This is a genomic window from Mobiluncus curtisii subsp. curtisii ATCC 35241, from assembly GCF_000146285.1.
GTDB classification, from domain to species: Bacteria; Actinomycetota; Actinomycetes; order Actinomycetales; family Actinomycetaceae; genus Mobiluncus; species Mobiluncus curtisii.
In genome coordinates this window covers 248723-270300 of sequence record NZ_GL385912.1, presented here as the reverse complement: position 1 = coordinate 270300, position 21578 = coordinate 248723, and the positions used below count along the sequence as shown (strand labels likewise).

At 53.9% G+C, this 21578-nt stretch carries 14 protein-coding genes, 1 tRNA gene and 1 pseudogene; 11 read left to right on the top strand and 5 right to left on the bottom strand.

Features of this window, described 5'->3' with window-relative positions:
• Positions 1–102 precede the first annotated feature (102 nt).
• The 4 genes from HMPREF0574_RS01200 to HMPREF0574_RS01185 all read left to right on the top strand — a co-directional run bounded on the left by HMPREF0574_RS01200 (position 103) and on the right by HMPREF0574_RS01185 (position 3529).
• Positions 103–342 carry a hypothetical protein gene (locus tag HMPREF0574_RS01200; RefSeq protein ID WP_036324816.1) on the top strand — a complete coding sequence of 80 codons (240 nt, stop codon included), beginning with the start codon at positions 103–105 and terminating at the stop codon, positions 340–342.
• A gap of 100 nt (positions 343–442) precedes the next feature.
• Positions 443–883: a LexA family protein gene (locus HMPREF0574_RS01195; RefSeq protein WP_004006840.1), complete on the top strand. Its 441-nt coding sequence runs from the start codon at positions 443–445 to the stop codon at positions 881–883.
• Positions 865–2235: a Y-family DNA polymerase gene (locus HMPREF0574_RS01190; protein ID WP_004006839.1), complete on the top strand. Its 1371-nt coding sequence runs from the start codon at positions 865–867 to the stop codon at positions 2233–2235. Before HMPREF0574_RS01195 ends, HMPREF0574_RS01190 begins: the two co-directional genes overlap by 19 nt.
• 178 nt (positions 2236–2413) lie before the next feature.
• Complete coding sequence (locus tag HMPREF0574_RS01185; RefSeq protein WP_236585883.1) at positions 2414–3529, top strand: zinc-binding dehydrogenase; 1116 nt, start codon at positions 2414–2416, stop codon at positions 3527–3529.
• Between the two features lie 96 nt (positions 3530–3625).
• Here the strand turns inward: HMPREF0574_RS01185 and HMPREF0574_RS01180 are convergent, their stop codons facing one another.
• Positions 3626–5119, bottom strand: coding sequence for a DUF1846 domain-containing protein (locus HMPREF0574_RS01180; protein WP_004006837.1), 1494 nt, complete (start codon positions 5117–5119; stop codon positions 3626–3628).
• Between the two features lie 71 nt (positions 5120–5190).
• Between HMPREF0574_RS01180 and HMPREF0574_RS01175 the strand changes: the two genes are divergently transcribed.
• On the top strand, positions 5191–6408 hold the full coding sequence (locus tag HMPREF0574_RS01175; protein WP_036324203.1) for a DUF4032 domain-containing protein: 1218 nt from the start codon (positions 5191–5193) through the stop codon (positions 6406–6408).
• 100 nt (positions 6409–6508) lie between these two features.
• Here HMPREF0574_RS01175 and HMPREF0574_RS01170 read toward each other — a convergent pair.
• Positions 6509–6582, bottom strand: a tRNA-Leu gene (locus tag HMPREF0574_RS01170).
• 106 nt (positions 6583–6688) lie between these two features.
• On the opposite strand from HMPREF0574_RS01170, the gene HMPREF0574_RS01165 reads away from it, so the two are divergent.
• The gene (locus tag HMPREF0574_RS01165; protein ID WP_004006835.1) at positions 6689–7297 is read left to right on the top strand and encodes an ANTAR domain-containing response regulator; all 609 of its coding nucleotides are present in this window, start codon (positions 6689–6691) and stop codon (positions 7295–7297) included.
• Here the strand turns inward: HMPREF0574_RS01165 and HMPREF0574_RS01160 are convergent.
• On the bottom strand, positions 7294–7689 hold the full coding sequence (locus HMPREF0574_RS01160) for a PaaI family thioesterase (protein WP_004006834.1): 396 nt from the start codon (positions 7687–7689) through the stop codon (positions 7294–7296). The genes HMPREF0574_RS01165 and HMPREF0574_RS01160 overlap by 4 nt on opposite strands.
• A 34-nt stretch (positions 7690–7723) precedes the next feature.
• Here HMPREF0574_RS01160 and polA point away from each other — a divergent pair.
• A pseudogene (gene polA, locus HMPREF0574_RS01155) lies at positions 7724–10521 on the top strand (DNA polymerase I).
• A gap of 63 nt (positions 10522–10584) precedes the next feature.
• Here polA and HMPREF0574_RS01145 read toward each other — a convergent pair.
• Complete coding sequence (locus HMPREF0574_RS01145) at positions 10585–11847, bottom strand: dicarboxylate/amino acid:cation symporter (RefSeq protein WP_004006831.1); 1263 nt, start codon at positions 11845–11847, stop codon at positions 10585–10587.
• 265 nt (positions 11848–12112) lie between these two features.
• Between HMPREF0574_RS01145 and rpsA the strand changes: the two genes are divergently transcribed.
• The 4 genes from rpsA (at position 12113) to uvrB (ending at position 17832) form a co-directional block, all read left to right on the top strand.
• Positions 12113–13582: a 30S ribosomal protein S1 gene (rpsA, locus tag HMPREF0574_RS01140; protein WP_004006830.1), complete on the top strand. Its 1470-nt coding sequence runs from the start codon at positions 12113–12115 to the stop codon at positions 13580–13582.
• A gap of 219 nt (positions 13583–13801) precedes the next feature.
• On the top strand, positions 13802–14977 hold the full coding sequence (locus HMPREF0574_RS01135) for a glycerate kinase (protein ID WP_004006829.1): 1176 nt from the start codon (positions 13802–13804) through the stop codon (positions 14975–14977).
• Positions 14970–15602 carry a dephospho-CoA kinase gene (coaE, locus tag HMPREF0574_RS01130; protein ID WP_004006828.1) on the top strand — a complete coding sequence of 211 codons (633 nt, stop codon included), beginning with the start codon at positions 14970–14972 and terminating at the stop codon, positions 15600–15602. The genes HMPREF0574_RS01135 and coaE overlap by 8 nt, the downstream gene beginning before the upstream one ends.
• A 58-nt stretch (positions 15603–15660) precedes the next feature.
• Positions 15661–17832: an excinuclease ABC subunit UvrB gene (uvrB, locus tag HMPREF0574_RS01125; protein WP_004006827.1), complete on the top strand. Its 2172-nt coding sequence runs from the start codon at positions 15661–15663 to the stop codon at positions 17830–17832.
• A 181-nt stretch (positions 17833–18013) separates the two neighbouring features.
• Here the strand turns inward: uvrB and HMPREF0574_RS01120 are convergent, their stop codons facing one another.
• Entirely contained in the window at positions 18014–21565 is a 3552-nt protein-coding gene (locus HMPREF0574_RS01120) for a bifunctional proline dehydrogenase/L-glutamate gamma-semialdehyde dehydrogenase (protein ID WP_004006825.1), read from the bottom strand.
• Between the last annotated feature and the right edge of the window lie 13 nt (positions 21566–21578).

Below are 21578 nucleotides of genomic sequence, written 5' to 3'. Positions count from 1 at the left end.
AATAGCTAAGCAGTAATTCCTAGGGGTTTTTACTGCGAGGGGTTACCGGCGCAACCGATGCGTCCGCCCCTCAGAGGATGAAGAGGAAGAAGGTAAAACAAAATGAATATCAATGAATCTATACATCATCTCACATGGTCTCTTTTTGACCGTAACTCTGACCGCCAAGCTCTTAACTTGTCGCCTCGGTCGATTTTGTCAGAAGTGGTGCGTCCCTGGTTTGACGCTTACCGTCACGATCCGATGATTGAGTCGGCTCTGCGTGATTTGAACGAGGGCGGTGCTCGTCGAGTCCGTGCCCTAGATTTCTTAGGGTTGGATTTGGTGACGACAGCTGCTTAACAGCTAGGGCATTTTGACGTAAATTCGCGGCAAGCCCCCGGCTTGCCGCGAATTTTTAGTGTGCTAACCAAACGGAATAAAACATGCTAGACTCGAACATATGTTCGATACTGTGTGGTCTGTAAAATCGTGGCGCCCCTACGCGCTAGTGCAGTCAGAGCTACCTAACGGACTTCCTCTTGCGCCGGATTTGGCGCCGGCAGGATGGCCTTCACCGTCTCAGGATTACTTTGACCGCGACATTGATTTGAACGAACATCTCATCCGCAATCGACCGGCGACTTTCCTGGTACGGGTCGCGGGGGATTCTATGATTAATGCAGGCATCAGCGACGGGGACGAACTCATTGTGGACCGTTCTCTAGAAGCAAGTGAAGGCAACGTCGTTATTGCCATCATTGACGGTGAAATGACGGTGAAACGCCTGCACTTTGGAACTCACGGACCGGAACTGCATCCCGCTAATCCTACCTACCCCATACTGCACCCCTCCGAATTACAAATTTGGGGGGTGGTGACGCGATGTCTGCACCGACTCTAAATCCGGAGGGCTGCCACGAACCCGAACAGACCTCCCGCTGCGAGGTAAACGCCCGTGAGGGATGCAAAGACCAGAGCGGGCTGGTGCATCGGTTTGCCTTAGTAGACGTAGATTCTTGCTTTGCCAGTTGCGAACGGATTTTTCATCCGGAGCTTTTCGGGCGTCCGGTAGTGGTGTTGTCTAACAATGATGGCTGCGTGGTGGCGCGCTCACGAGAAGCGAAAGCATTAGGCATCAAGATGGGTATGCCTTGGTTTCAAATTAGGGCGCGGGCTGAGGCATGCGGCGTCGTGGCGCGGTCCAGTAACTACGAACTTTACGGCTCTATCTCGGCGCGAATTATGGAAATCTTGCGTCAGTTCTCCGCCTCGGTAGAGGTCTATTCCATAGACGAGGCATTCCTGACGCTATACGGCAGACCCACGGAGTTCGTGGGCATAGCCCGCAGCTTACGATCCCGAATCCTGCACGACCTGGGGGTGCCGGTTTCAGTCGGAATCGCCCCGACCCGGACTTTGGCAAAACTCGCTTCCCACGGTGCCAAACATACCCCGGCCTTGGGCGGGGTAGCCAGCTGGGATGCTTATACCCCGGCTCAACACGACAGGATTCTACGCGGTACTGAGATTGGTGATTTATGGGGAATAGGGCGACGCCTGAAAAACCGCCTGGAGGCTCTGGGGATTACAGATGCGTTGCAATTACAGAGAGCCAACCCCGGCGAAATTCGCCGCCGTTTCAACGTGAATCTGCAGCAAACCGTGTTGGAGCTCAATGGGGTGCCCTGCATCGAGATTATTGAGCGAGATGCGGTGCGCACTCACCAAGTCATGTATTCACGTTCATTTTCTACGCCAGTGCGTGGGGTTACGCAGGCTTATCAGGTCCTGTCCATCTATTCCCAAAATGTGACGCACCGTCTGCGCCGCCAACAGATGACCGCTGGGGCTCTGTGGGCTTTTGCCTCTACCGCCTGGTACAAGGAGCCGTTTTCGCGGATTAGCGCGATGGCTCCACTACACCCGCGTACCGATGACCCGGTGACAGTCCTGAAAGCAGCCGCAAAGGTCCTGCTGGGACAGGTCGATCCACGAGCAGATTACGTGCGGGCAGGCATCTGTCTGACAGACTTGGGTAAACCTGATCCGCAAGAGCCGTTGCCCATTTTTGCTCCGGACCCGGAATCACGACGCCGGGGAAAAATTATTGACCGAGTTAACGCGGCGGTAGGGGAGGGCTCTGTAGGGCTGGGGCTGGCAGGACTGAAAGCTGCCCCGGACTGGACCATGAAGCGAGAGATGCTGTCTAACCGCGGCACGACGCACTGGTCCGAGCTGGCTCTGGTGCGCTAACACAGCGGCGCAAAAGCGGAAACATTAAGTAAAGCAATCCTTGCTCGCGGAAAAATAAATGAAATAGTTTATGAAAGAGGGACCCCGGTCCCTTGTGAAAAGGCAGAGAGACGAAATAATTGAGCATAAGGTTGGAGATTCTAATCCAGTACCCAACGGACTATCAAAGGAGAAAGTCATGCCTCAAAAAATTCGCGCCTCCATCGCGTATGGCGTTGGTAAAGGGTTTTCTAAGCCCGAAGAACTCATCCTCGATGATCCCATCAAAGCCGAAGTGCTGGTCAATATCGAGGCTTCCGGTCTGTGCCACTCGGATTTGCACCTGGTGGAAGACGACGACAAAATGTTTGAATTCCCGGCTGTTCTGGGCCACGAGGTCGCCGGCACGGTAGAGGCTGTCGGTCCGGAAGTTGTGGGAATTAAACCGGGAGACCACGTGGTGGCCACCCTGGAGCAAATTTGCGGACATTGCGATAAATGCATGGGAGGAAAAGCACATTCCTGCCGTCATCAGGAAGAATGCGTACGCCAGCCGGGGGAGCCACCGCGTCTGCAGTTCCCCGATGGGCGCCCGATTACCCAAGCGCTGGGGATTGGCGGTTTCGCTTCTAAGTCTCTGATTCACCAAAATCAGTTGGCGGTCGTGAATAATCAGGTAGATATGGCTGAGGCCGCTTGCATCGGATGCGCTACCATCACCGGATTCGGAGCGGCAAAGAACTCGGCGAAAGTGCAGCCGGGGGATTTGGTCGCGGTCATCGGCACCGGAGGCATTGGACTGAACGTAATCTCCGGGGCACGGGTGTGTGGCGCGCGGACCATCATCGCTATTGACGTGTTCGACAACAAGCTCGAATTCGCCAAGAAGTTCGGCGCCACCCATGTGGTCAACGCTAAGAAAGAAGATCCAGTCGAGGCTGTGCGCCGCATCACCGGCGGTGGGGTAGACAAGTCCTTCGAAGCCATCGGGTTTACGGAAACTATGAAACAGTGCTGGGATATGCTGGCTCAGGGTGGGACCGCCTACTGTATCGGTTTGGCGAAACCGGATGCCACGATTTCCTTAGAGATTGACCCCATCAACCTGCTATTTATGCAGCGCGGCTTCAAAGGCGTGTGGATGGGGGCGACAAATCCGAAGCACGATATTCCCTACTATGCGGACCTGGCAGTGGACGGTCGGCTCAATATGCACGACATCGTCACCCAGCGCATCCGCTTGGACCAGATTACCGAAGCTTACGAACAGCTCATGCGCGGCGAGGTAATCCGTTCAGTTATCACCGAGTTCTAAACTCATCTAACCATGAAGTCCTGTTTTCCGGGTGAGTCCGCGGGGACTCACCCGGAAAACGGAACGTATTACTCGGCGCGCCGCAGTTCGAGAGGTTTAGCGTTTGCGGTACAGGCGCTTGCGCTGGAACTTCGGTTCCGAAGTGACTTGGATTCCAAGGTTTCTAAATATTCCTTCATCCACTGACCCCAGGATAGTGGTCGTGTGTACGTTCGTGCCCTCCAATTCCTTGAGCATTCCCAGCGCGGCGCGCGCTTCTGCGGAAGTTCCCGCGGAAACGGAAAGGGCAATCAGCACTTCATCGGTATGCAGGCGTGGGTTGTGCGAACCCAAATGTTGGGTTTTGAGGGTTTGAATCGGCTCAATTGACTCGCGGGACAGCAAGTCCATCTCCGGATTAATGTTTGCCAGGTACTTCAGTGCGTTCAGCAGCATGGCAGCGGAGCAACCCAGCAGAGGGGAGGTCTTGCCGGTGATAATCGTGCCGTCGTGGAGTTCAATAGCGCTGCCAGGCTGATTAGTGGCGGCTTCGACTTCCAGGGCAGCTCCCACTACGCGACGTTCCCAAGTGGAGATGCCCGCTTTTGCCATTAGCACCGCAATCCGGTTGGATTCCTCAGCATCGCGACCGTCTCGAGCCTCTTCAACCAAAGCCTTATAGTAGCGGCGGATAATTTCTTGACGGGAGGCTTCTTGGCAAACTTCGTCATCGCTGATGCAATAACCTGCCATATTGACACCCATGTCTGTGGGGCTTTGATAGGGGGATTTCCCGGTGAGCTGCTCCAGCATGGTTTTCAGCAGCGGGAACGTTTCAGTATCGCGGTTGTAGCTGGTGACCTGTACTCCATGTGCCGCCAAATGGTAAGGGTCGATGAGGTTGATGTCTTCCAAATCCGCGGTTGCGGCTTGGTAAGCCAAATTCACGGGATGTTCCAGGGGCAGGTTCCAGATGGGGAAGGTCTCAAACTTGGCGTAACCTGCTTCAATGCCGCGTTTATTGTCATGATAGACCTGAGACAGGCAGGTTGCCAGTTTGCCGGAACCAGGACCGGGAGCGGTAACTACGATGAGGCCACGGCTGACTTCTACGTAGTCGTTACGACCGAAGCCGTCCTCGGACAGCACCAGTTTCGTATTTGAGGGATAGCCCTCGATAATGCGGTGTCTCGCGACTTTCAGCCCCAGTCGTTCCAGGCGTTCTTTGAATGCAAAAGCCAGGGCGTTGTCGTCTGCAAGTTGGGTCATCACCACGTTCTCGACCAAGAAACCGCCTTCGCGGAACACGTCTATCAGTCGCAACACGTCTTCTTCGTAAGTAATGTCCAAATCGGCGCGTCGCTTTTGCCGCTGCAAGTCCAAGGCGCTGACGCAGACCAAAATCTCAATCTCGTCCTTTAACTGACGCAGCATCGAAATTTTGTTATCAGGAGTGAACCCCGGCAGGACTCTGGAGGCGTGCATATCGTCATAGAGCTTGCCCCCCATTTCCAGGTAGAGACGTCCCCCGATTTCTTTGCGACGCTCCGCGATATGTTGAGACTGCATTTTGATGTATAACTCGTGGTCAAACCCGATTTTCCGGCTCATAAAAACTTCCTCTCACAAATGTTTCACCAACTAATCGATAATTAATTATCGTCTTAGCTTACACTAGGGGAGTGACGTTCTCAGTGACCGCGGCCACCGCGGAACCCGCTTTACTGGATTTGCCTTGGGAATTGCCCTTGGAAGAATGGCCTGAGCGCTATATCGCCTCCTTTCCGCACGGGATTTCACGCCACATTGTGCGTTTCGTGAATCTCGGACCGCGGCTCATAGCGGTAAAAGAAATTTCGGAGGAAAAGGCGCGCCACGAGTATTCCCTGTTGCGTGACCTGGTGCGTTTGGAGCAACCGGTGGTAGAGCCGCTGGCTCACGTTACTCACCGTACTGATGCTACAGGGGAAGAGCTCAACAGTGCTCTGGTAACCTATCACCTGCCTTTCTCCCTGCCGTATCGAACTTTGTTTAACGCCAATATGAGCCCTGATACTGCTACTCGCCTCATTGATTCTTTGGCGGTGCTGCTGGTCAGACTGCATCTGTTGGGGTTCTATTGGGGAGACGTCTCGCTTTCTAACACGTTATTTCGACGGGATGCTGGCGCATTTGCTGCTTATCTGGTCGACGCGGAAACCGGGGAGCTGCACCCGGAGGGTTTGACTTACGGGCAGCGTTCCTATGACGTAGAAATTGCTCGGGTAAATATTATTGGCGAGCTGATGGATTTGCAGGCCGCCGGAACTCTTGACGAAACTGCCGACACTGTCGAGATAGGCAACTTGCTCCAAGACCGCTACGACACCCTGTGGGATGAACTGACTTCTGTAGAGACATTCAACGCGGATGAAACTTGGCGTATCGAAGATCGTATTCGGCGTTTGAATAATCTGGGCTTCGACGTGGGGGAGCTAAAGATGAAGACGGGTACCGCGGAGGGGGGACGCCAACTGCTGATTCAGCCCAAGGTGGTGGACTCTGGACACTATCACCGTCAAGTGATGCGTTTGACCGGCTTGGATGTCCAGGAAAATCAGGGGCGGCGCATGATCAACGATATGAAGACCTTCCGGGTGCTTAATCATCTCGAGAATGTCCCTGATGATGTGGTGGCGCACCGCTGGATGACTAAAGTCTACGAACCTATTTTGGCGGCTCTTCCCGAGGAACTGCTGTCTAAGCTGGAACCGGCGCAGGTGTTTCACGAGATTCTGGATCACCGTTGGTATCTCTCGGAAAATCGCGGTGAGCAGGTCAGCATGCATGAAGCTATTGACTCTTATGTGAAAAAAGTCCTGCCGCAAAAACCCGACGAAATCACTCTTATCGGTGAGTAGGGCTACTGGTTTTTGTTTTCTTATCCCCTGGGTATCCCCTGCGACCCATTTTCAAATCACAATAGCATGTTTTTTGTTGGTACTGCAACGAAACGTGTAGTACCCCGGAAGGGATTCGAACCCTTAACAAGCCGGGTTTGAGCCGACCGCCTCTACCAGTTGGGCTACCAGGGCGTTCTTTGCGAAAGTCTGATAAACAACCATCACAATGACTTCATATATACTAAAGTATCTAACGAGAAAATCAAATCGAGTCCACTCATGAGGGGGATCTGGAGAGATGGCGAAGACGGCATCTGCGGTAAAGGACACAAAAGTACACAGGCGAGTAATCGTGGCTGAGGATGAAGCTTTAATCCGGCTCGACATCGTCGAAACTATGAAAGAAAACGATTTCGAGGTGGTTGGCGAAGCTGCTGACGGTGAAGAAGCCGTGACTTTGGCATTGGAACTGGAACCAGACTTAATCGTGATGGATGTAAAAATGCCAAAGCTCGACGGCATCGCTGCTGCCGAAAAAATCATGAAAGAGACGCCCTGTGCCATCGTGATGCTCACTGCATTCTCGGATAAGGAACTCATTGAACGCGCCAAAGATGCCGGCACTATGGCGTACCTGGTGAAACCGTTCGATCCGAAGGATTTACTGCCCGCGGTAGAGGTCGCCCTGTCGCGTCACCAGGAACTGCTTTCTTTGGAAGATTCCATTGCTGATTTACAAGATCGGCTCACTACTCGTAAACAAGTCGACCGCGCTAAAGGTTTGTTGATGGAAAAGATGGAACTGACGGAGCCAGAAGCGTTCCGTTGGATTCAAAAGACTTCTATGGATCGCCGTTTGTCCATGCGGGAAGTGGCGGATGCGGTCATTGACCAGCTGGGGGATTAACGGGGCTGCTCTTCTACCAGGTAGCAGGTCATGAGACCGGTGGAGATGATCTTGCCGGTGTCCTCGCTGGTGTTGTCAAAGCGATAGACTGCGGTGCGTCGTCCCAGGTGAACTGCATCGGCGGTGCAGATGATGCGGTCACTGGTGCCCGGTTTGAGATGCGTAATATCTAGGTGCGCTCCGACAGCGCTCTTACCGAACTGTTTAGCCCACTGGTGAGCGGCGAATGAAGCTACAGATTCTGCTAACAGGGCGGCGGCTCCGCCGTGCAGTATCCCAAAAGGTTGGGTGTTTCCTTCCAGGGGCATGATACCGACTGCGTGTTCTGCGGTGAGCTCGGAAAACGTGATGCCCATTTTTTCGATAGCGGGACCGAGATTGTCCTGATCCATTTTTACCTCCGGGGTTCTTGATAACCTTACAGACATGAGTAAAAAACGTTTGTTGGTGTTGGACGGTCACTCCTTGGCTTTTCGTGCTTTCTTTAGCCGTGACCCGGAACATTTCCGCACCTCTACCGGTGTCTATACTAATGCGGTGCACGGATTTTTCTCCATGCTGTTGACGATGATACGCGCCGAAAAGCCAACTCATATCGGGGCAGCGTTCGACCTCTCCCGACATTCCTTCCGCACCGACATCTACCCTGACTACAAGGGAGGGCGTGCCGAAACCCCTCCCGAGTTCATCGGACAAGTTGAAAACATCCAAAAAATGCTCAGTGCGATGGGGATTAAATGGCTAACGGAGCCCAACGTAGAAGCTGATGATATCTTGGCGACTTTGGCGACCAAAGGGACCAAAAGTGGCATGGAGGTCTTGGTTTCATCGGGCGACCGCGACTCATTTCAGCTCATTTCTGATGATGTTACCGTGCTTTACCCCGGGCGCAGCATTTCAGAGACAAAACGTATGACGCCACAAGCGGTGAAGGACCGATATGATGTCTGGCCACAGCAGTACCCGGAGATTGCCGCTCTGGTAGGCGAGCACGCTGATAATTTGCCGGGCGTACCCTTGGTCGGGGAAAAAGTCGCCGCGTCGTGGATTAATGAATATGGTTCTCTGGATTCGTTGTTGGAGCATCGTGACGAACTGAAGGGGAAACGTGGGGAAAATTTGCGTCAGCACATAGACGACGTCCTGCGAAATCGACAGCTCAATCGATTGCGCACCGACCTGCAACTTCCTCTCAGCCTGGAGGATTTGCACTGGACTGGTTTTGATCCGCAGGCAATTCAGGAAATTTGTGATGAACTAGAATTCAAACAGATGCGCACCCAAATCCTGAGACTCGGACAGGCTTTTGGTGTGACATCAATCAATGGTGATTCGGCAACGATGGAACTTGACCGTACCCAGACCGAACCGGAACCACAGGATGCGGATGGTTACGGGGTGGTACCGGAACCCCAGCGCTTCCGCTTAGGATCGGACTTCACGGCAACTCAATTTTCCGATTGGTTACAAAATACCCAGAGTTCCAGCTTAGGAATCTGGGCTGTGGGTAATATCGGGGTGACAAATCCGCGAATTGATTGGCTGTTTCTCGCCGCAGAACGTGATTGTCAGGGACAATGTGTGTTGATTGTGCCTGATGAACTAACGCCTCAGACGGAGCATTTGTTGTGCGATGCTTTGGCAGGTGACCGCAAAAAGACCGTATATGACGCAAAATCGCTGCGTCATGCGCTGCATGCCCACGGTTGGGAGCTGCACGGTGCGGTCACGGACATAAAAATGCTCGATTACCTGGTCAATCCTGATGGGAATCGAACCAAGTTTGCTGGTGTTACGAAACGTTTGCTGGGATGGGAAATCGATGAAAAGCCCTCAGATATCAGCAAGATAAGCGAACAGATGACGTTGGACTTGGGCGTGGAATTGGACGGGAACTCCTCAGCTCAGCCTTGGCCTCAAACACTCATTAACCAAGCCATCTACGCATACGCGCTGCTGCAGATGCAACCCACGCTCGAGCAATTGGCACACTTCCGCCAGGTAGACGGGTTACTGGAACTTGAGAATCCGCTGTCATATATTTTAGAGAAGATGGAATATACCGGTATCGGTATAGATACAATTTATCTTGATGAATATGCCCAGAGTCTACAATCCGAAGTCGCGATGGCGCAACAATCCGCCTTCGACTCTATTGGTCGAGAAGTCAATTTGTCGTCCCCGAAGCAGCTGCAAGAAGTCCTTTTTACCCAACTGGAACTGCCTAAAACTAAAAAACCAAAACCGGATATACTACTGATGCGAAGGCTTTGGAAGAGCTTGCTCGCTACAACCCACACCCTTTCCTCGAAGCACTTTTATACCATCGCGACCGGATAAAACTTTTACAAATTGTTCGCAATCTGCGCGAACGGGTGGCAGACGACGGCAGGATTCATACCACTTTTGGGCAAACTGTAGCGGCGACCGGACGGTTGTCTTCCATTGACCCAAATTTGCAGAATATTCCAGCCCGCACGGTGGATGGACAAAAAATTCGCGAAGCCTTTGTGCCTCAGAAACCATACGCCGCATTAATGACAGCTGATTATTCTCAGATTGAGATGCGAATTATGGCGCACCTCTCCGGTGATGAAGGACTGCTGGCAGCGTTTGCGTCCGGCGAGGATCTGCACCGTTCGGTGGCTGCTTTGGTATATGGAGTCCAGCCTGACGAAGTTACTCCGACCCAGCGTTCCCATGTTAAGGCAACGTCATATGGTTTGGCGTACGGGCTGAGTGCTTATGGACTGGCTGCGCAACTCAACATCTCTCAACGAGATGCCAAACAGCTGATGGACACCTATTTTGAACGTTTCGGGAAAGTTCGGGAGTACCTGAATCAGATTGTCGCCACCGCGACCAGGGTTGGATACACCGAAACCATGCGGGGCAGGCGCCGTTACCTACCTGAGCTGCGTTCCACTAATCGTAACGTGGCTGATAATGCTCGGCGCGCGGCGCTAAACGCGCCTATTCAGGGTAGTGCTGCCGACCTCATGAAAGCAGCCATGCTTCAGGTCGATGCTGATTTGCGTCAGGAACAGTTGCAGTCTCGGGTGTTGCTGCAAGTCCATGATGAGCTCGTCTTAGAGGTAGCTCCGGGAGAAACGGAGCGGTTGGAAACCTTGGTCCGCCAGGCAATGACCGGGGTTGCGAAATTGCGAGTTCCGTTGGAAGTGTCGGTCGGTATTGGACCTAACTGGAGGGCTGCGGCACATTAAATGCAACAGACCGGCACCGAGGCATTCGACCCGGCACCGGTCTGTTAGGTTTCAGGATAGTGGTTACTTGACACCTTCCAGATATTTATCGGTGTCGAAATTGTTTTCGCCGGCGAAGCTCTGGGCAATCTCTTTGTCATTGTCATCAATCTTGCCGCTTGAGAAACGCGCCATCAGCATAGAGATGGCTCCATCACCGGTCACGTTCGTGGCGGTCCCGAAGGGATCGAGGGCGATGTAAGACGCAATCATCAACGCGACTTGTGCATCGTTGAATCCCAACATAGAAGACAGAATGCCGGTCGCTGCCATAATCGCGCCACCGGGAACGCCCGGAGCTGCCACCATCGTCACGCCCAGCATAAAGATGAACCCGACGAATTGGGCGGCGGTAACCTTGATATCGGAAGTCATGATGATAGCCAACGCAAAAGCGGTAATTTTCGAAGTCGACCCCGCCAAGTGAATCGTGGCGCACAACGGCACAGTGAACGAGGCAACCGGATCGGGAACACCAATCTTTTTAACTTGGCGCAGCGTCACCGGAATCGAAGCGGCAGAGGAAGACGTACCCAAAGCAGTTGCGTAAGCGGGCAGCATCGTCAACAGCGCTTTGAAAGGATTGACTCCGAAAGCCAAACCGCCGACTAAGTACAAGCTGACCAAGATAACGACCTCTAGCACCAGTACGAGGATGACCACCACTGCCAGCACGGCGATAACGTTGTAAACTTCGCCGGTCTTGGTCATGTTAAGGAAGATTCCGAAGATGTGAATCGGCAGCAGGGGAATGATGACTTTCTCAATCAACTTGATGATGATGGCGCGGAATTCTACAAAAGCACGACGCAATGTACCGCGGGACACCATGGACAGACCGATACCCATAATGAAGGACAAAATGAGCGCACCCAGCACGGAAATCGGGGCGGGTATCTCTAAAGTTACCGCCGGGGCGATGCTGGAAGCCGAAGGATCCGTAACGGAGGCTAGCGAACCCTTGCGCAAGAAATTAGGCAAGATGCTCTCAGAGACGCCATATGTCAGAAACCCGGAATACATCGTCGAGATGTAGGCGACCACGGCGGTCAGTCCCAGCCACTTCGCCGAACCGGACCCCAGGTCGGCAATAGCGGGGGTGACCAGCCCGATGATAATCAGCGGGATACAGAAATTCAGGAACTGACCGAAAAGTGAGTTGAACGTGGCGAAAACCACTACGAAGGGCGTGGGGACAAAAAGCCCAAAGATGATGCCCAGAACTATAGCGATGACAACCCAAAGCAAGATGCCACCTTTTTTAAACAAGTTCAAAATAGACTGCATTCCTGCATTAAACCATATTTTTGCCAGTCGCTTTAATCTGGACGTTCCGCGTGTTTACCTGGAGTAAACCGAATATTTACCTTGCCGTACGCAGCCAGGGAGATTTGAGATACGAAGAATTTTGGGGATTAATTTGGATAGACCGGCTCTATCCGGTAGAATTGATGCTTGGTGTTTTATCGCTTCGGGGTAGCTTTTCTGCCATCGTGAGGTGAGAAAACATCGGTAATTATTCCTACTATCTGACCTTGGAGTCACCAACTAAATGTCCACTACTAATGTCCCTACTACTGTTCCTCAGGTTGCTATTAATGACATCGGCTCGACTGAGGACCTCATCAAAGAAATCGACAAGACCATCAAGTACTTCAATGATGGTGACCTTGTCTCCGGTACCGTCGTGAAAGTTGATCGCGACGAAGTTTTGCTCGATATTGGTTACAAAACCGAAGGCGTTATTCTTTCCCGCGAACTGTCCATTAAACATGACGTGGATCCCGACGCGGAAGTCAAAGTTGGTGACGAAATCGAAGCTCTGGTCCTCCAAAAGGAAGACAAAGAAGGCCGCCTGTTGCTGTCCAAGAAACGCGCTCAGTACGAACGCGCCTGGGGCGACATCGAAAAGGTGAAGCAGGAAGACGGAGTCGTCACCGGCACCGTCATTGAGGTTGTCAAGGGTGGTTTGATTATTGACATCGGGCTGCGCGGGTTCCTGCCGGCCTCCCTGGTAGAGATGCGTCGCGTGCGTGACCTGCAGCCTTACATTGGTCGCCAGCTGGAAACCAAGATTATCGAGTTGGACAAGAACCGTAACAACGTGGTCTTGTCCCGTCGCGCTTTCTTGGAACAGACCCAGTCCGAGGTGCGCACTACGTTCCTGTCGACCTTGCAAAAGGGTCAGGTTCGCAAGGGCGTGGTGTCCTCTATCGTCAACTTCGGCGCGTTCGTCGATTTGGGCGGCGTGGACGGTCTGGTGCATGTTTCCGAGCTGTCCTGGAAGCATATCGATCACCCCTCCGAGGTGGTTCAGGTCGGTCAGGAAGTCACCGTGGAGGTTCTCGACGTTGACTTCGATCGCGAACGCGTGTCCCTGTCCTTGAAGGCTACCCAGGAAGATCCGTGGCAGACCTTTGCTCGTACCCACAAGATTGGTCAGATTGTGCCTGGTAAGGTCACCAAGTTGGTGCCTTTCGGTGTGTTTGTCCGAGTCGAGGATGGTATCGAGGGTCTGGTTCACGTGTCCGAGTTGGCCACCCGTCATGTCGAAGTTCCCGAGCAGGTCGCCAAGATTGGTGACGAAATCTTTGTTAAGGTAATCGACATTGACCTCGAACGTCGCCGTATCTCGCTGTCCTTGAAGCAGGCCAACGAGGGCGTTGATTTGGCATCTGATGACTTTGATCCGTCGCTTTACGGCATGTCCGCTGAATACGACGCGGAGGGTAACTACAAGTACCCCGAAGGTTTCGATCCGGAAACTAATGAGTGGATGGAGGGCTACGAAGAGCAGCGCGCTGCTTGGGAGACCTCCTACGCGGCTGCGCAAGCCCGTTTCGAAGCTCACAAAGAACAGGTTAAGGTCGCTCAGGAAGCCGATAAAGAAGCTGCTATCGCACAGGGCGTAGCGGAACAAACTTCCTACAGCTCCGCCACTGAGGAAGAAGCCGATACCTCCGGTACCTTGGCGGACGACGAAGCCTTGGCGGCGCTGCGCGACAAGTTGGCAGGAGAGTAAACTTTCTGACCAGTTCAGTTCGGCTGCAACGCCAATACAATTTCATCAGTGGTGCGGAGACCTATTGGTTTCCGCACCACTTTTATGTCCGATTTTGTTCCGGCATTTCACCACATTTCCCCGCCCGGTGGCTTAAGCTGGGAAAGATTGCGGTTTTATCGACCGGATGAAACTTTCCGCGTCGCCACAACTTGAGAACAGCACAGAGAGGTATCTGCCGTGAAAATTGTCATTGCCCCGGATTCGTTTAAAGGTTCGTTGTCCGCCGCGGATGCAGTAGCTGCGATGAAACGCGGGATTGAAGCCATTTTCCCGGATGCGGAAACGGTTTCGGTACCGGTGGCGGATGGCGGAGAAGGGACCGCTGCGGTCATGCTCAACGCTTACGGTGGAGAAGTGAAAACAGCCCCGACCGTAGATGCTCTGGGGCGCGCCCGCCAAGGCGAGTTTACCTGGATTCCGGCGCGACGAATGGTAGTCTTGGATACCGCTGAAGCTTGCGGAATTATGTACATTTCCATGTTGGAACGCAACGTTATGGAGTCCAACACCGAAGGCGTCGGGATGCTCCTGAAAGCCGCCTTGGATTTGGATCCCGAAACTATTGTGGTCGGTTTAGGCGGCTCCGCGACCAACGATGGTGGCTGGGGCATGATGCACAATCTCGGAGCAAAATTGTTTGACGAGGCTGGCCACGAGCTCGAACCGAAAGTACATGTTTTGGCTAACGCCGCCCGGTTGGATTTGTCCGGGCTGGATCCGCGCTTGAGCAAAGTAAAGATTGTGGCAGCTAACGATGTGCGTAACCCCCTCACTGGTTCCAGTGGCGCATCCGCCTCATTTGGTCCGCAAAAGGGTGCTAAGCCACTGCAGTTAGGCAAACTCGATCGCTGCCTTAAGAACTGGGGTCGGTTGTTGGAAGAAACCACCGGTACCAAGGTAGTTGACGTGGAAGGATCCGGTGCCGCCGGAGGCATGGGAGCTGCTTTCCTCGCCTTAGGTGCGGAAAATCGCCACGGTTTCGAAGTCGTAGCCGAAGCCACGAACCTCAACGAGGCTATGGAAGGTGCTGACTTGGTGTTGACCGGGGAAGGGCAGCTAGACCGACAAACCCAACGTGGCAAGACACCTTGGGGCGTGGCACAGCTGGCTCGACAGCGCAGTATTCCTGTCCTGGCGTTTACCGCGCGATTGGGGTTGGGACACGAAATTTTGCTGCAGGACGGCTTCACCGCAATCATTCCCATCATGCACCAGGCAATGACCGGCGAAAAAGTTGCTATCGAAAAAGCATCTGTCATGTTGGAAGACACGGTGACCTTGACTCTGCAGTTGATGACCGTGGGAGCAAATCCTGCCATTAGTGACATCTTACTGAAAGCATTGGATGCTTAAACAACTGCGTAAGTTTTCCGCCCCGGATGACCGCGCCCTTAAAGTCGGTATCAGCGGTGGTATTGGTTCCGGAAAAACGGCGTTCACCAACTGTTTAGCCGCCCTGGGCGGGGTTCGATTTGATGCGGATGAAGTGTTGCGCACTATCACCGGTTCCCCAGGGCGGGCATTAACTCAGATTAGGGAAGCTTTTGGGGCATCGGTATGGGAGCCCGGAGGACAACTGAACCGTGCTGCCTTGGCACAACTCATTTTCTCTGACCCCGCCGCGAAGGCTCGCTTGGAAAGCATCTTGCACCCCTTGGTATGGCAGGAAATGGACCTAGTTTTAGCATCCCTGGAACCAGGGGACGTGCTGCTAGCGGAGATTCCCCTGCTCACCGAAACCGGCAATCACACCCGTTTTGACTGTTGCGTCATGGTGGATGCCCCCCTGGAAGTGCGTCTGTCACGTCTAATTGGGGGTCGTCAACTGACCGAGGCGCAAGCTCGTGCCAGGATTAATGCACAAGCCAGTCGCGTACAGCGTGAAGCCATTGCAACGTTTTGGGTGGACAACTGCGGTACGCCTGAGGACCTCAACGCGGACGCTACGGCGCTTTGGAATCTTCTCTCGCGGGTTTAACCGGTCGGAGATTCCCCTTTGCAAAGCACCGTGACCCGGATTTGCCTAAACTGGGACTATGACTGAAAAAAAGGCGTTACCTCGTGATTTGGTAGAAAATCCGATTCCGTTGGAAGTCGTCAGCGAATACACCCCCTCTGGGGACCAGCCAGAAGCCATAGCAGAGTTAGCCGAACGGATTAACTCCGGTGAAAAGGACGTTGTTCTCTTGGGTGCGACAGGCACCGGCAAGACCGCCACCACCGCTTGGCTCATCGAAAAACTGCAACGCCCCACCCTTGTGCTGGAACCTAACAAAACTCTGGCAGCCCAGTTGACGGCCGAATTTCGGGAACTATTACCCCATAACGCCGTGGAATACTTCGTGTCTTACTACGACTACTATCAACCCGAAGCGTACGTACCGCAGACCGATACCTATATCGAAAAAGATTCCGCAATCAACGATGAAGTCGAACGCTTGCGGCACTCGGCGACAAACTCACTGCTGACGCGCCGGGACGTGGTAGTAGTTTCCTCGGTGTCTTGCATTTACGGTTTGGGTACCCCGGAAGAGTACGTTTCGCGTGGCATTCACCTGACCCGAGGAATGCAGATTGAACGTCAAGACCTGATCAAGCGATTTGTGCAGATGCAGTACAACCGCAATGATGTGGAATTTACGCGTGGCAATTTTCGGGTGCGCGGAGACACGATTGACATTATTCCCATGTATGAAGAGCTTGGGGTGCGCGTGGAAATGTTCGGCGATGAGATTGACGCTCTGGCTTTGCTGCACCCGGTGACCGGGGCGACCTTGCACGAAGTGAACGAAATCTACGTGTTCCCAGCCTCTCACTATGTCGCCGGTCCTGAGCGCATGGAACGCGCCCTCGCCGGAATCGAGAGTGAACTGGAAGAACGCTGCAAATGGTTCCACGACCAAGGCAAACTGTTGGAAGAACAGCGCCTCAGGATGCGTACCACCTATGACTTAGAGATGCTGCGCCAAATTGGGATGTGTGCGGGCATTGAGAATTATTCTCTGCACATTGATGGTCGGCAACCGGGCGAGCCACCCCACACCCTGCTGGATTACTTCCCGGAGGATTTCCTGCTGGTTATTGACGAGTCTCACGTGACGGTGCCCCAGATTGGCGGCATGTTTGAAGGTGACATGTCACGCAAACGCACGCTGGTGGATTTCGGATTTCGCCTGCCCTCAGCGATGGATAACCGTCCCTTGAAATGGGAAGAATTCCAAGACCGCATCGGGCAAACGGTATATTTGTCTGCCACACCGGGTGACTATGAACTGGGGCTCAGCGACGGGGTAGTGGAGCAAATCATTCGTCCTACCGGTCTGGTTGACCCGAAGATTGTGGTGAAACCGGTGGAGGGTCAGATTGATGACCTGATGGAACAGATTCGCCTGCGTACCGAAGCTGATGAGCGGGTCTTGGTGACTACACTGACCAAACGCATGGCGGAGGACTTGACCACATACCTGGCTCAGCGCGGCATCCGGGTGGAATACCTGCACTCGGATGTGGATACGTTGCGCCGGGTGGAGCTGCTGCGTTCCTTGCGTCAAGGCGAGTTCGATGTCTTGGTAGGCATTAACCTGTTGCGTGAGGGGTTGGATTTGCCCGAGGTTTCGCTGGTTTCGATTTTGGATGCCGACAAGCAAGGTTTCTTGCGTTCCACGAAGTCCCTGATTCAAACGATTGGGCGAGCGGCCCGTAATGTGCACGGTGAAGTCCATATGTACGCCGACGCGGTTTCCGACGCGATGCGGGAGGCAATTGATGAAACTGAGCGGCGCCGCCATAAACAGATTGCTTATAACGAAGCTCACGGTATCGATCCGCAGCCGTTACGCAAAAAAATCTCTGACGTGACCGATATGCTGGCACGCGAAGACATTGATACCGCAGAATTATTGGGCACCGGGTACCGTCAGCCTGACCAAAAGCCTTCTGCTGCGGCCCGTAGCGCAGCTCAGGACGCGGCAGCAGCTCGTGCGGCATTGGAAGTTATCAATAGAGCGCGGGTCAATGCGACAGAGGACCAGCCGAGTCAGGCTGGTGCGCATGAAAACACCGTGGACTTACCATCGCTGGTTGCAGAACTGACCGATCAGATGCATACCGCTGCCAGCGAACTGCGATTCGAGCTAGCAGCCCGGCTGCGAGATGAAATCGCCGACCTTAAGAAAGAAATTCGCCGTGGCAAACCCCTGGGCAACTAGCGTTCCGGGATCGTGCTTCAGGTTAAATTATGCACAAGGGCGGTCGGGTTGGCTTGGCTTTGCCCGCTTCGGCGCACTCGGCTTTGCGGTGTCTAAGTTTGCTAAAAACGCCGGTGGCTGCTGAGTTTCAGCAGCCACCGGACGATTAAGTTAGGAGCTCGAGACCGAACAGGTAGGGGGATTAGTAATCCACCACGTGTTCCTCCAGGATTCCCTTGGTGATTGGTGTGGGATCACCAAAGCGATGGTTCGTCAAAGCAACTGCCTGCTCGTGGAAGAACGGAATCATTTCGACTCGACCAGAATACGTTACCGGGTGATCCCAGATAGCAATATCAACTGAACCGTTGATAGCTTCGGCGACCTTGGTGCGGGTTTCACCAAGGATGCGGATACGCCCGTCATAGCCGGTATCGTGAGCCGCCCAGCTTCGAGCCCAGTTCAACCAGGCAGCTTCATCTTGAACCATCACGCTGACGCCGTGTTGGGAGGCAAAACCTGCCAAACCGGTTATCAATGGTTTAGCGGTCGAAATCGTTATCTTGGAACCCATCAGCAAACCAGCGTGCAGCACGTGGGCAATCTCCCAGTTCTTGACGTTTTCACCGATTCGCACCACCACTGGGACCGGCAGACAACGGAAAATGTTGCGCTCCACACCGAGCTGGGACGGATCGCGATTGACCTGAAATTCCTGTGCATAAGCGGTTTCATCACCAGCCAACGACTTCTCAAGCTTGTCGCGGTCACCGATTTCATCAGCTAGCGCGGTCAATTCACGCGCCAAAGCACCGGATGCGGAACCGGTAATGTCGCTCAACGTAGCATCGTCTGGACTCCATTCACCCAACGCGTACAGGTAGGAGGGACCACCTGCCTTGGAACCCGCACCCACTACGGAACGCTTCCAGCCACCGAACGGCTGACGGCGCACGATAGCGCCGGTAATACCACGGTTGATATAGGCATTACCGACCTGGACATGATCGAGCCAATACTTGATTTCGTCCGGATTCAGCGAGTGAATCCCGCCGGTCAAACCGTATTCGACCTGATTTTGCAACTCGACAGCTTCTTCCAAAGTGTCGCAGCGCATCACGCCCAAAATCGGACCGAAGTATTCGGTTAAGTGGTATTCGCTGCCGGGTTTCACATTGGCGCGCACGCCTGGACTCCACAGTCGCCCGGAATCATCCAGTTGCTTAGGCTTGACTGCCCAGCTCTGACCGGGCTCCAGCTGGGTCAAGCCGCGCCGCAACTTCTCGCCGGGCTTTTCCACGACCGGCCCCATCTGGATACCCAAATCCCACGGATAGCCAACTTTCAGGGACTGCACCGCGTCAATCAGCTGATTGTGGAAACGCTTGGAAGTGCCCACGGTGCCAACCAAAATGACCAGGGAGGCAGCCGAACACTTTTGACCAGCATGCCCAAACGCACTTGTGACCACGTCTTTGACCGCTAGGTCAAGATCCGCCGAAGGTGTGACGATTATGGCATTCTTGCCGGAAGTCTCAGCCAGCAGACCCAGGTCGGGACGCCAGGAGCGGAACATTTGCGCGGTCTCGATACCGCCGGTCAGAATGACTCGTTCTACCCGCGAATCGGTGACCAGAGTCTTGCCCAAGTCGTGATTGGCGAGGGTCACAAACTGCAGCACATCCTTGGGCACGCCGGCTTCCCACAGGCATTCCGCAAGCAATGCCCCACAGCGGCGGGTGGGGGAGGCAGGTTTCAAAATAATCGGAGAACCCGCTGCCAAACCAGCAATGGTCGAACCAACGGGAATCGCCACCGGGAAATTCCACGGGGGAGTCACCACGGTAATCTTGGCAGGAGTGAATTTAGCCCCCGCTACCTTTGTCATCGCGATGGACTCAGCGGCGTAGTAGTGAGCGTAATCAACTGCTTCGGAAACCTCCACGTCTCCTTGGTCGATAGCTTTACCGGCTTCGGAACCCATCACTTCGAGGAATTCGCCGCGACGCTGACCCATGATGACACCTGCCCGGTGCAGGATTTCGGCGCGTTCCTTCGGGCTGAGTGCCAGCCACTTTTGACCACCTTTCTCAGCGCGATGCAACACCTGCTGCAATTCGTCCTCGTTGTTAATCTTGGAGGCGTCAACGGTCTTTTGACCGACCTGAGAATTGCGCATCCTGGCAGCAATTGCCTCACCCCAAGCCACGTTGGCAGGCAGGGAGGGATCGGAATCCGGAACATTGCGGAAAATCCACTCACCGGAGTCATCCTGGACAAGTTTGGTGAGTTCGTCCGCGGTTTCCTGGCTCCGGTCTTGCAGACGGCGCGGCCCGAATTCCAGGTCATTGAGCATAGAAATAGCCTTTTCGAAACGGTTGCGTTCCCGTTCGTACATAGACTGGTTCGTGGTCAGCTCAAAAGCCGCGCTCATGAAGTTTTCTTCCGCGGCGATCTCTTCGAGACGACGCACCAGGTAACTGATGGCGACGTCGAATTCTTCGGGGTGTACCACCGGAACGTAGTACAGCAGCGGACCGGTGTCTTCCATTACTGCGCGCGCCATGGAGCTGTTCATGCCTGTCAGCATTTCGAACTCGCAGCCATGGTTTTGGAACACTCCGCGCTGGTTCGCCAGCTCGTAAGCAAAGCCGGCAGTAAACACGTTCATACCAGCCACCCCGATGCGAATATTCTGGGTGTGCTCAGGAGTCAACGCATAGTTGAGGATACGCATATAGTTCGCATCAGTGTGCTGCTTCGATGGCTGCGGGGTCATCGACCAGCCGTGCATCATGGCGTCGACGTGTTCCATGGACAGGTTTGCGCCTTTAACCACCCGCACTTTAACTCGAGCCCCGCCGTTTGCGACGCGCTTTGCCGCCCAAGTTTGCAAGTCTTGCATGGCAGCGAGTGAATCCGGCAGGTAGGCCTGAAGCACGATACCTGCCTCCAGGTTTTTGAACTCCTCGCGGTCCAGCAGCTGCTTGAACACATCGATAGTCATATGCAGGTCGTGGTATTCCTCCATGTCCAAGTTGATGAACTTCTTGGGGCTGAACTTGTTGGCTTCCCGGTACAGCGGCAACAGGTTTTCGACCGCGTAAGCCACCATCTCTTGGTAGTCCCAGGCGATGTGCGGACCGGTTACGGCGGAGACTTTGATAGACACATAGTCCACATCGTCACGCTGCAGCAATTCCACCACGTCGTTCAAGCGTCGGGAGGCCTCTTTATTGCCCAATACCGCTTCACCCAAAAGGTTCATGTTCAGTCGAGAACCGTCAGCGCGCAATTTCGCGATAGCTCGTCCCAAGGACTTGTTGGTCACGTCAATCGCCAAGTCGCCTACCAGTTCCCGGAATATGCGCCGGGCCGCCGGAACCGCAATATCAGGTATGAGCGTGCCCAAAGCCCCACCGTACACAGCCGGCAGCTTCAGGTAGGGAGGGAGGAAAGACGGCTGGTTTTCTTTCACCAAAGCCGACAGGTTCTTGCCGGCAATTTTAATGTCCTCCGGACGTACCACTTCATCGACAAATGCGACGGTAAAATCCAAACCACGCGGATCCTTTAAGGTGCGTGACAGCAGCTTAGAAGCGTAGTCAATCGGGTACTTTTTTGAGGCCTCAATCCACTTTTGAGCTCTCTCGACAGCCAACTGACCGACTTCCCTCAGTTCAGCTAATTCTTGTTCATTGAGCGGTTTCAACTTGTCTCCTTTGGGTTGTGTTTTCGCTCGGGAGGTACTCATTGCTCACCAGAGC

Coding starts and splice junctions, on each gene's coding strand:
- rpsA (WP_004006830.1), top strand. CDS start 12,113: ATGTCCACTACTAATGTCCCTACTACTGTTCCTCAGGTTGCTATTAAT.
- HMPREF0574_RS01180 (WP_004006837.1), bottom strand. CDS start 5,119: ATGAGCCGGAAAATCGGGTTTGACCACGAGTTATACATCAAAATGCAG.
- HMPREF0574_RS01190 (WP_004006839.1), top strand. CDS start 865: ATGTCTGCACCGACTCTAAATCCGGAGGGCTGCCACGAACCCGAACAG.
- HMPREF0574_RS01200 (WP_036324816.1), top strand. CDS start 103: ATGAATATCAATGAATCTATACATCATCTCACATGGTCTCTTTTTGAC.
- HMPREF0574_RS01145 (WP_004006831.1), bottom strand. CDS start 11,847: ATGCAGTCTATTTTGAACTTGTTTAAAAAAGGTGGCATCTTGCTTTGG.
- HMPREF0574_RS01160 (WP_004006834.1), bottom strand. CDS start 7,689: ATGGATCAGGACAATCTCGGTCCCGCTATCGAAAAAATGGGCATCACG.
- uvrB (WP_004006827.1), top strand. CDS start 15,661: ATGACTGAAAAAAAGGCGTTACCTCGTGATTTGGTAGAAAATCCGATT.
- coaE (WP_004006828.1), top strand. CDS start 14,970: ATGCTTAAACAACTGCGTAAGTTTTCCGCCCCGGATGACCGCGCCCTT.
- HMPREF0574_RS01185 (WP_236585883.1), top strand. CDS start 2,414: ATGCCTCAAAAAATTCGCGCCTCCATCGCGTATGGCGTTGGTAAAGGG.
- HMPREF0574_RS01165 (WP_004006835.1), top strand. CDS start 6,689: ATGGCGAAGACGGCATCTGCGGTAAAGGACACAAAAGTACACAGGCGA.
- HMPREF0574_RS01120 (WP_004006825.1), bottom strand. CDS start 21,565: ATGAGTACCTCCCGAGCGAAAACACAACCCAAAGGAGACAAGTTGAAA.
- HMPREF0574_RS01195 (WP_004006840.1), top strand. CDS start 443: ATGTTCGATACTGTGTGGTCTGTAAAATCGTGGCGCCCCTACGCGCTA.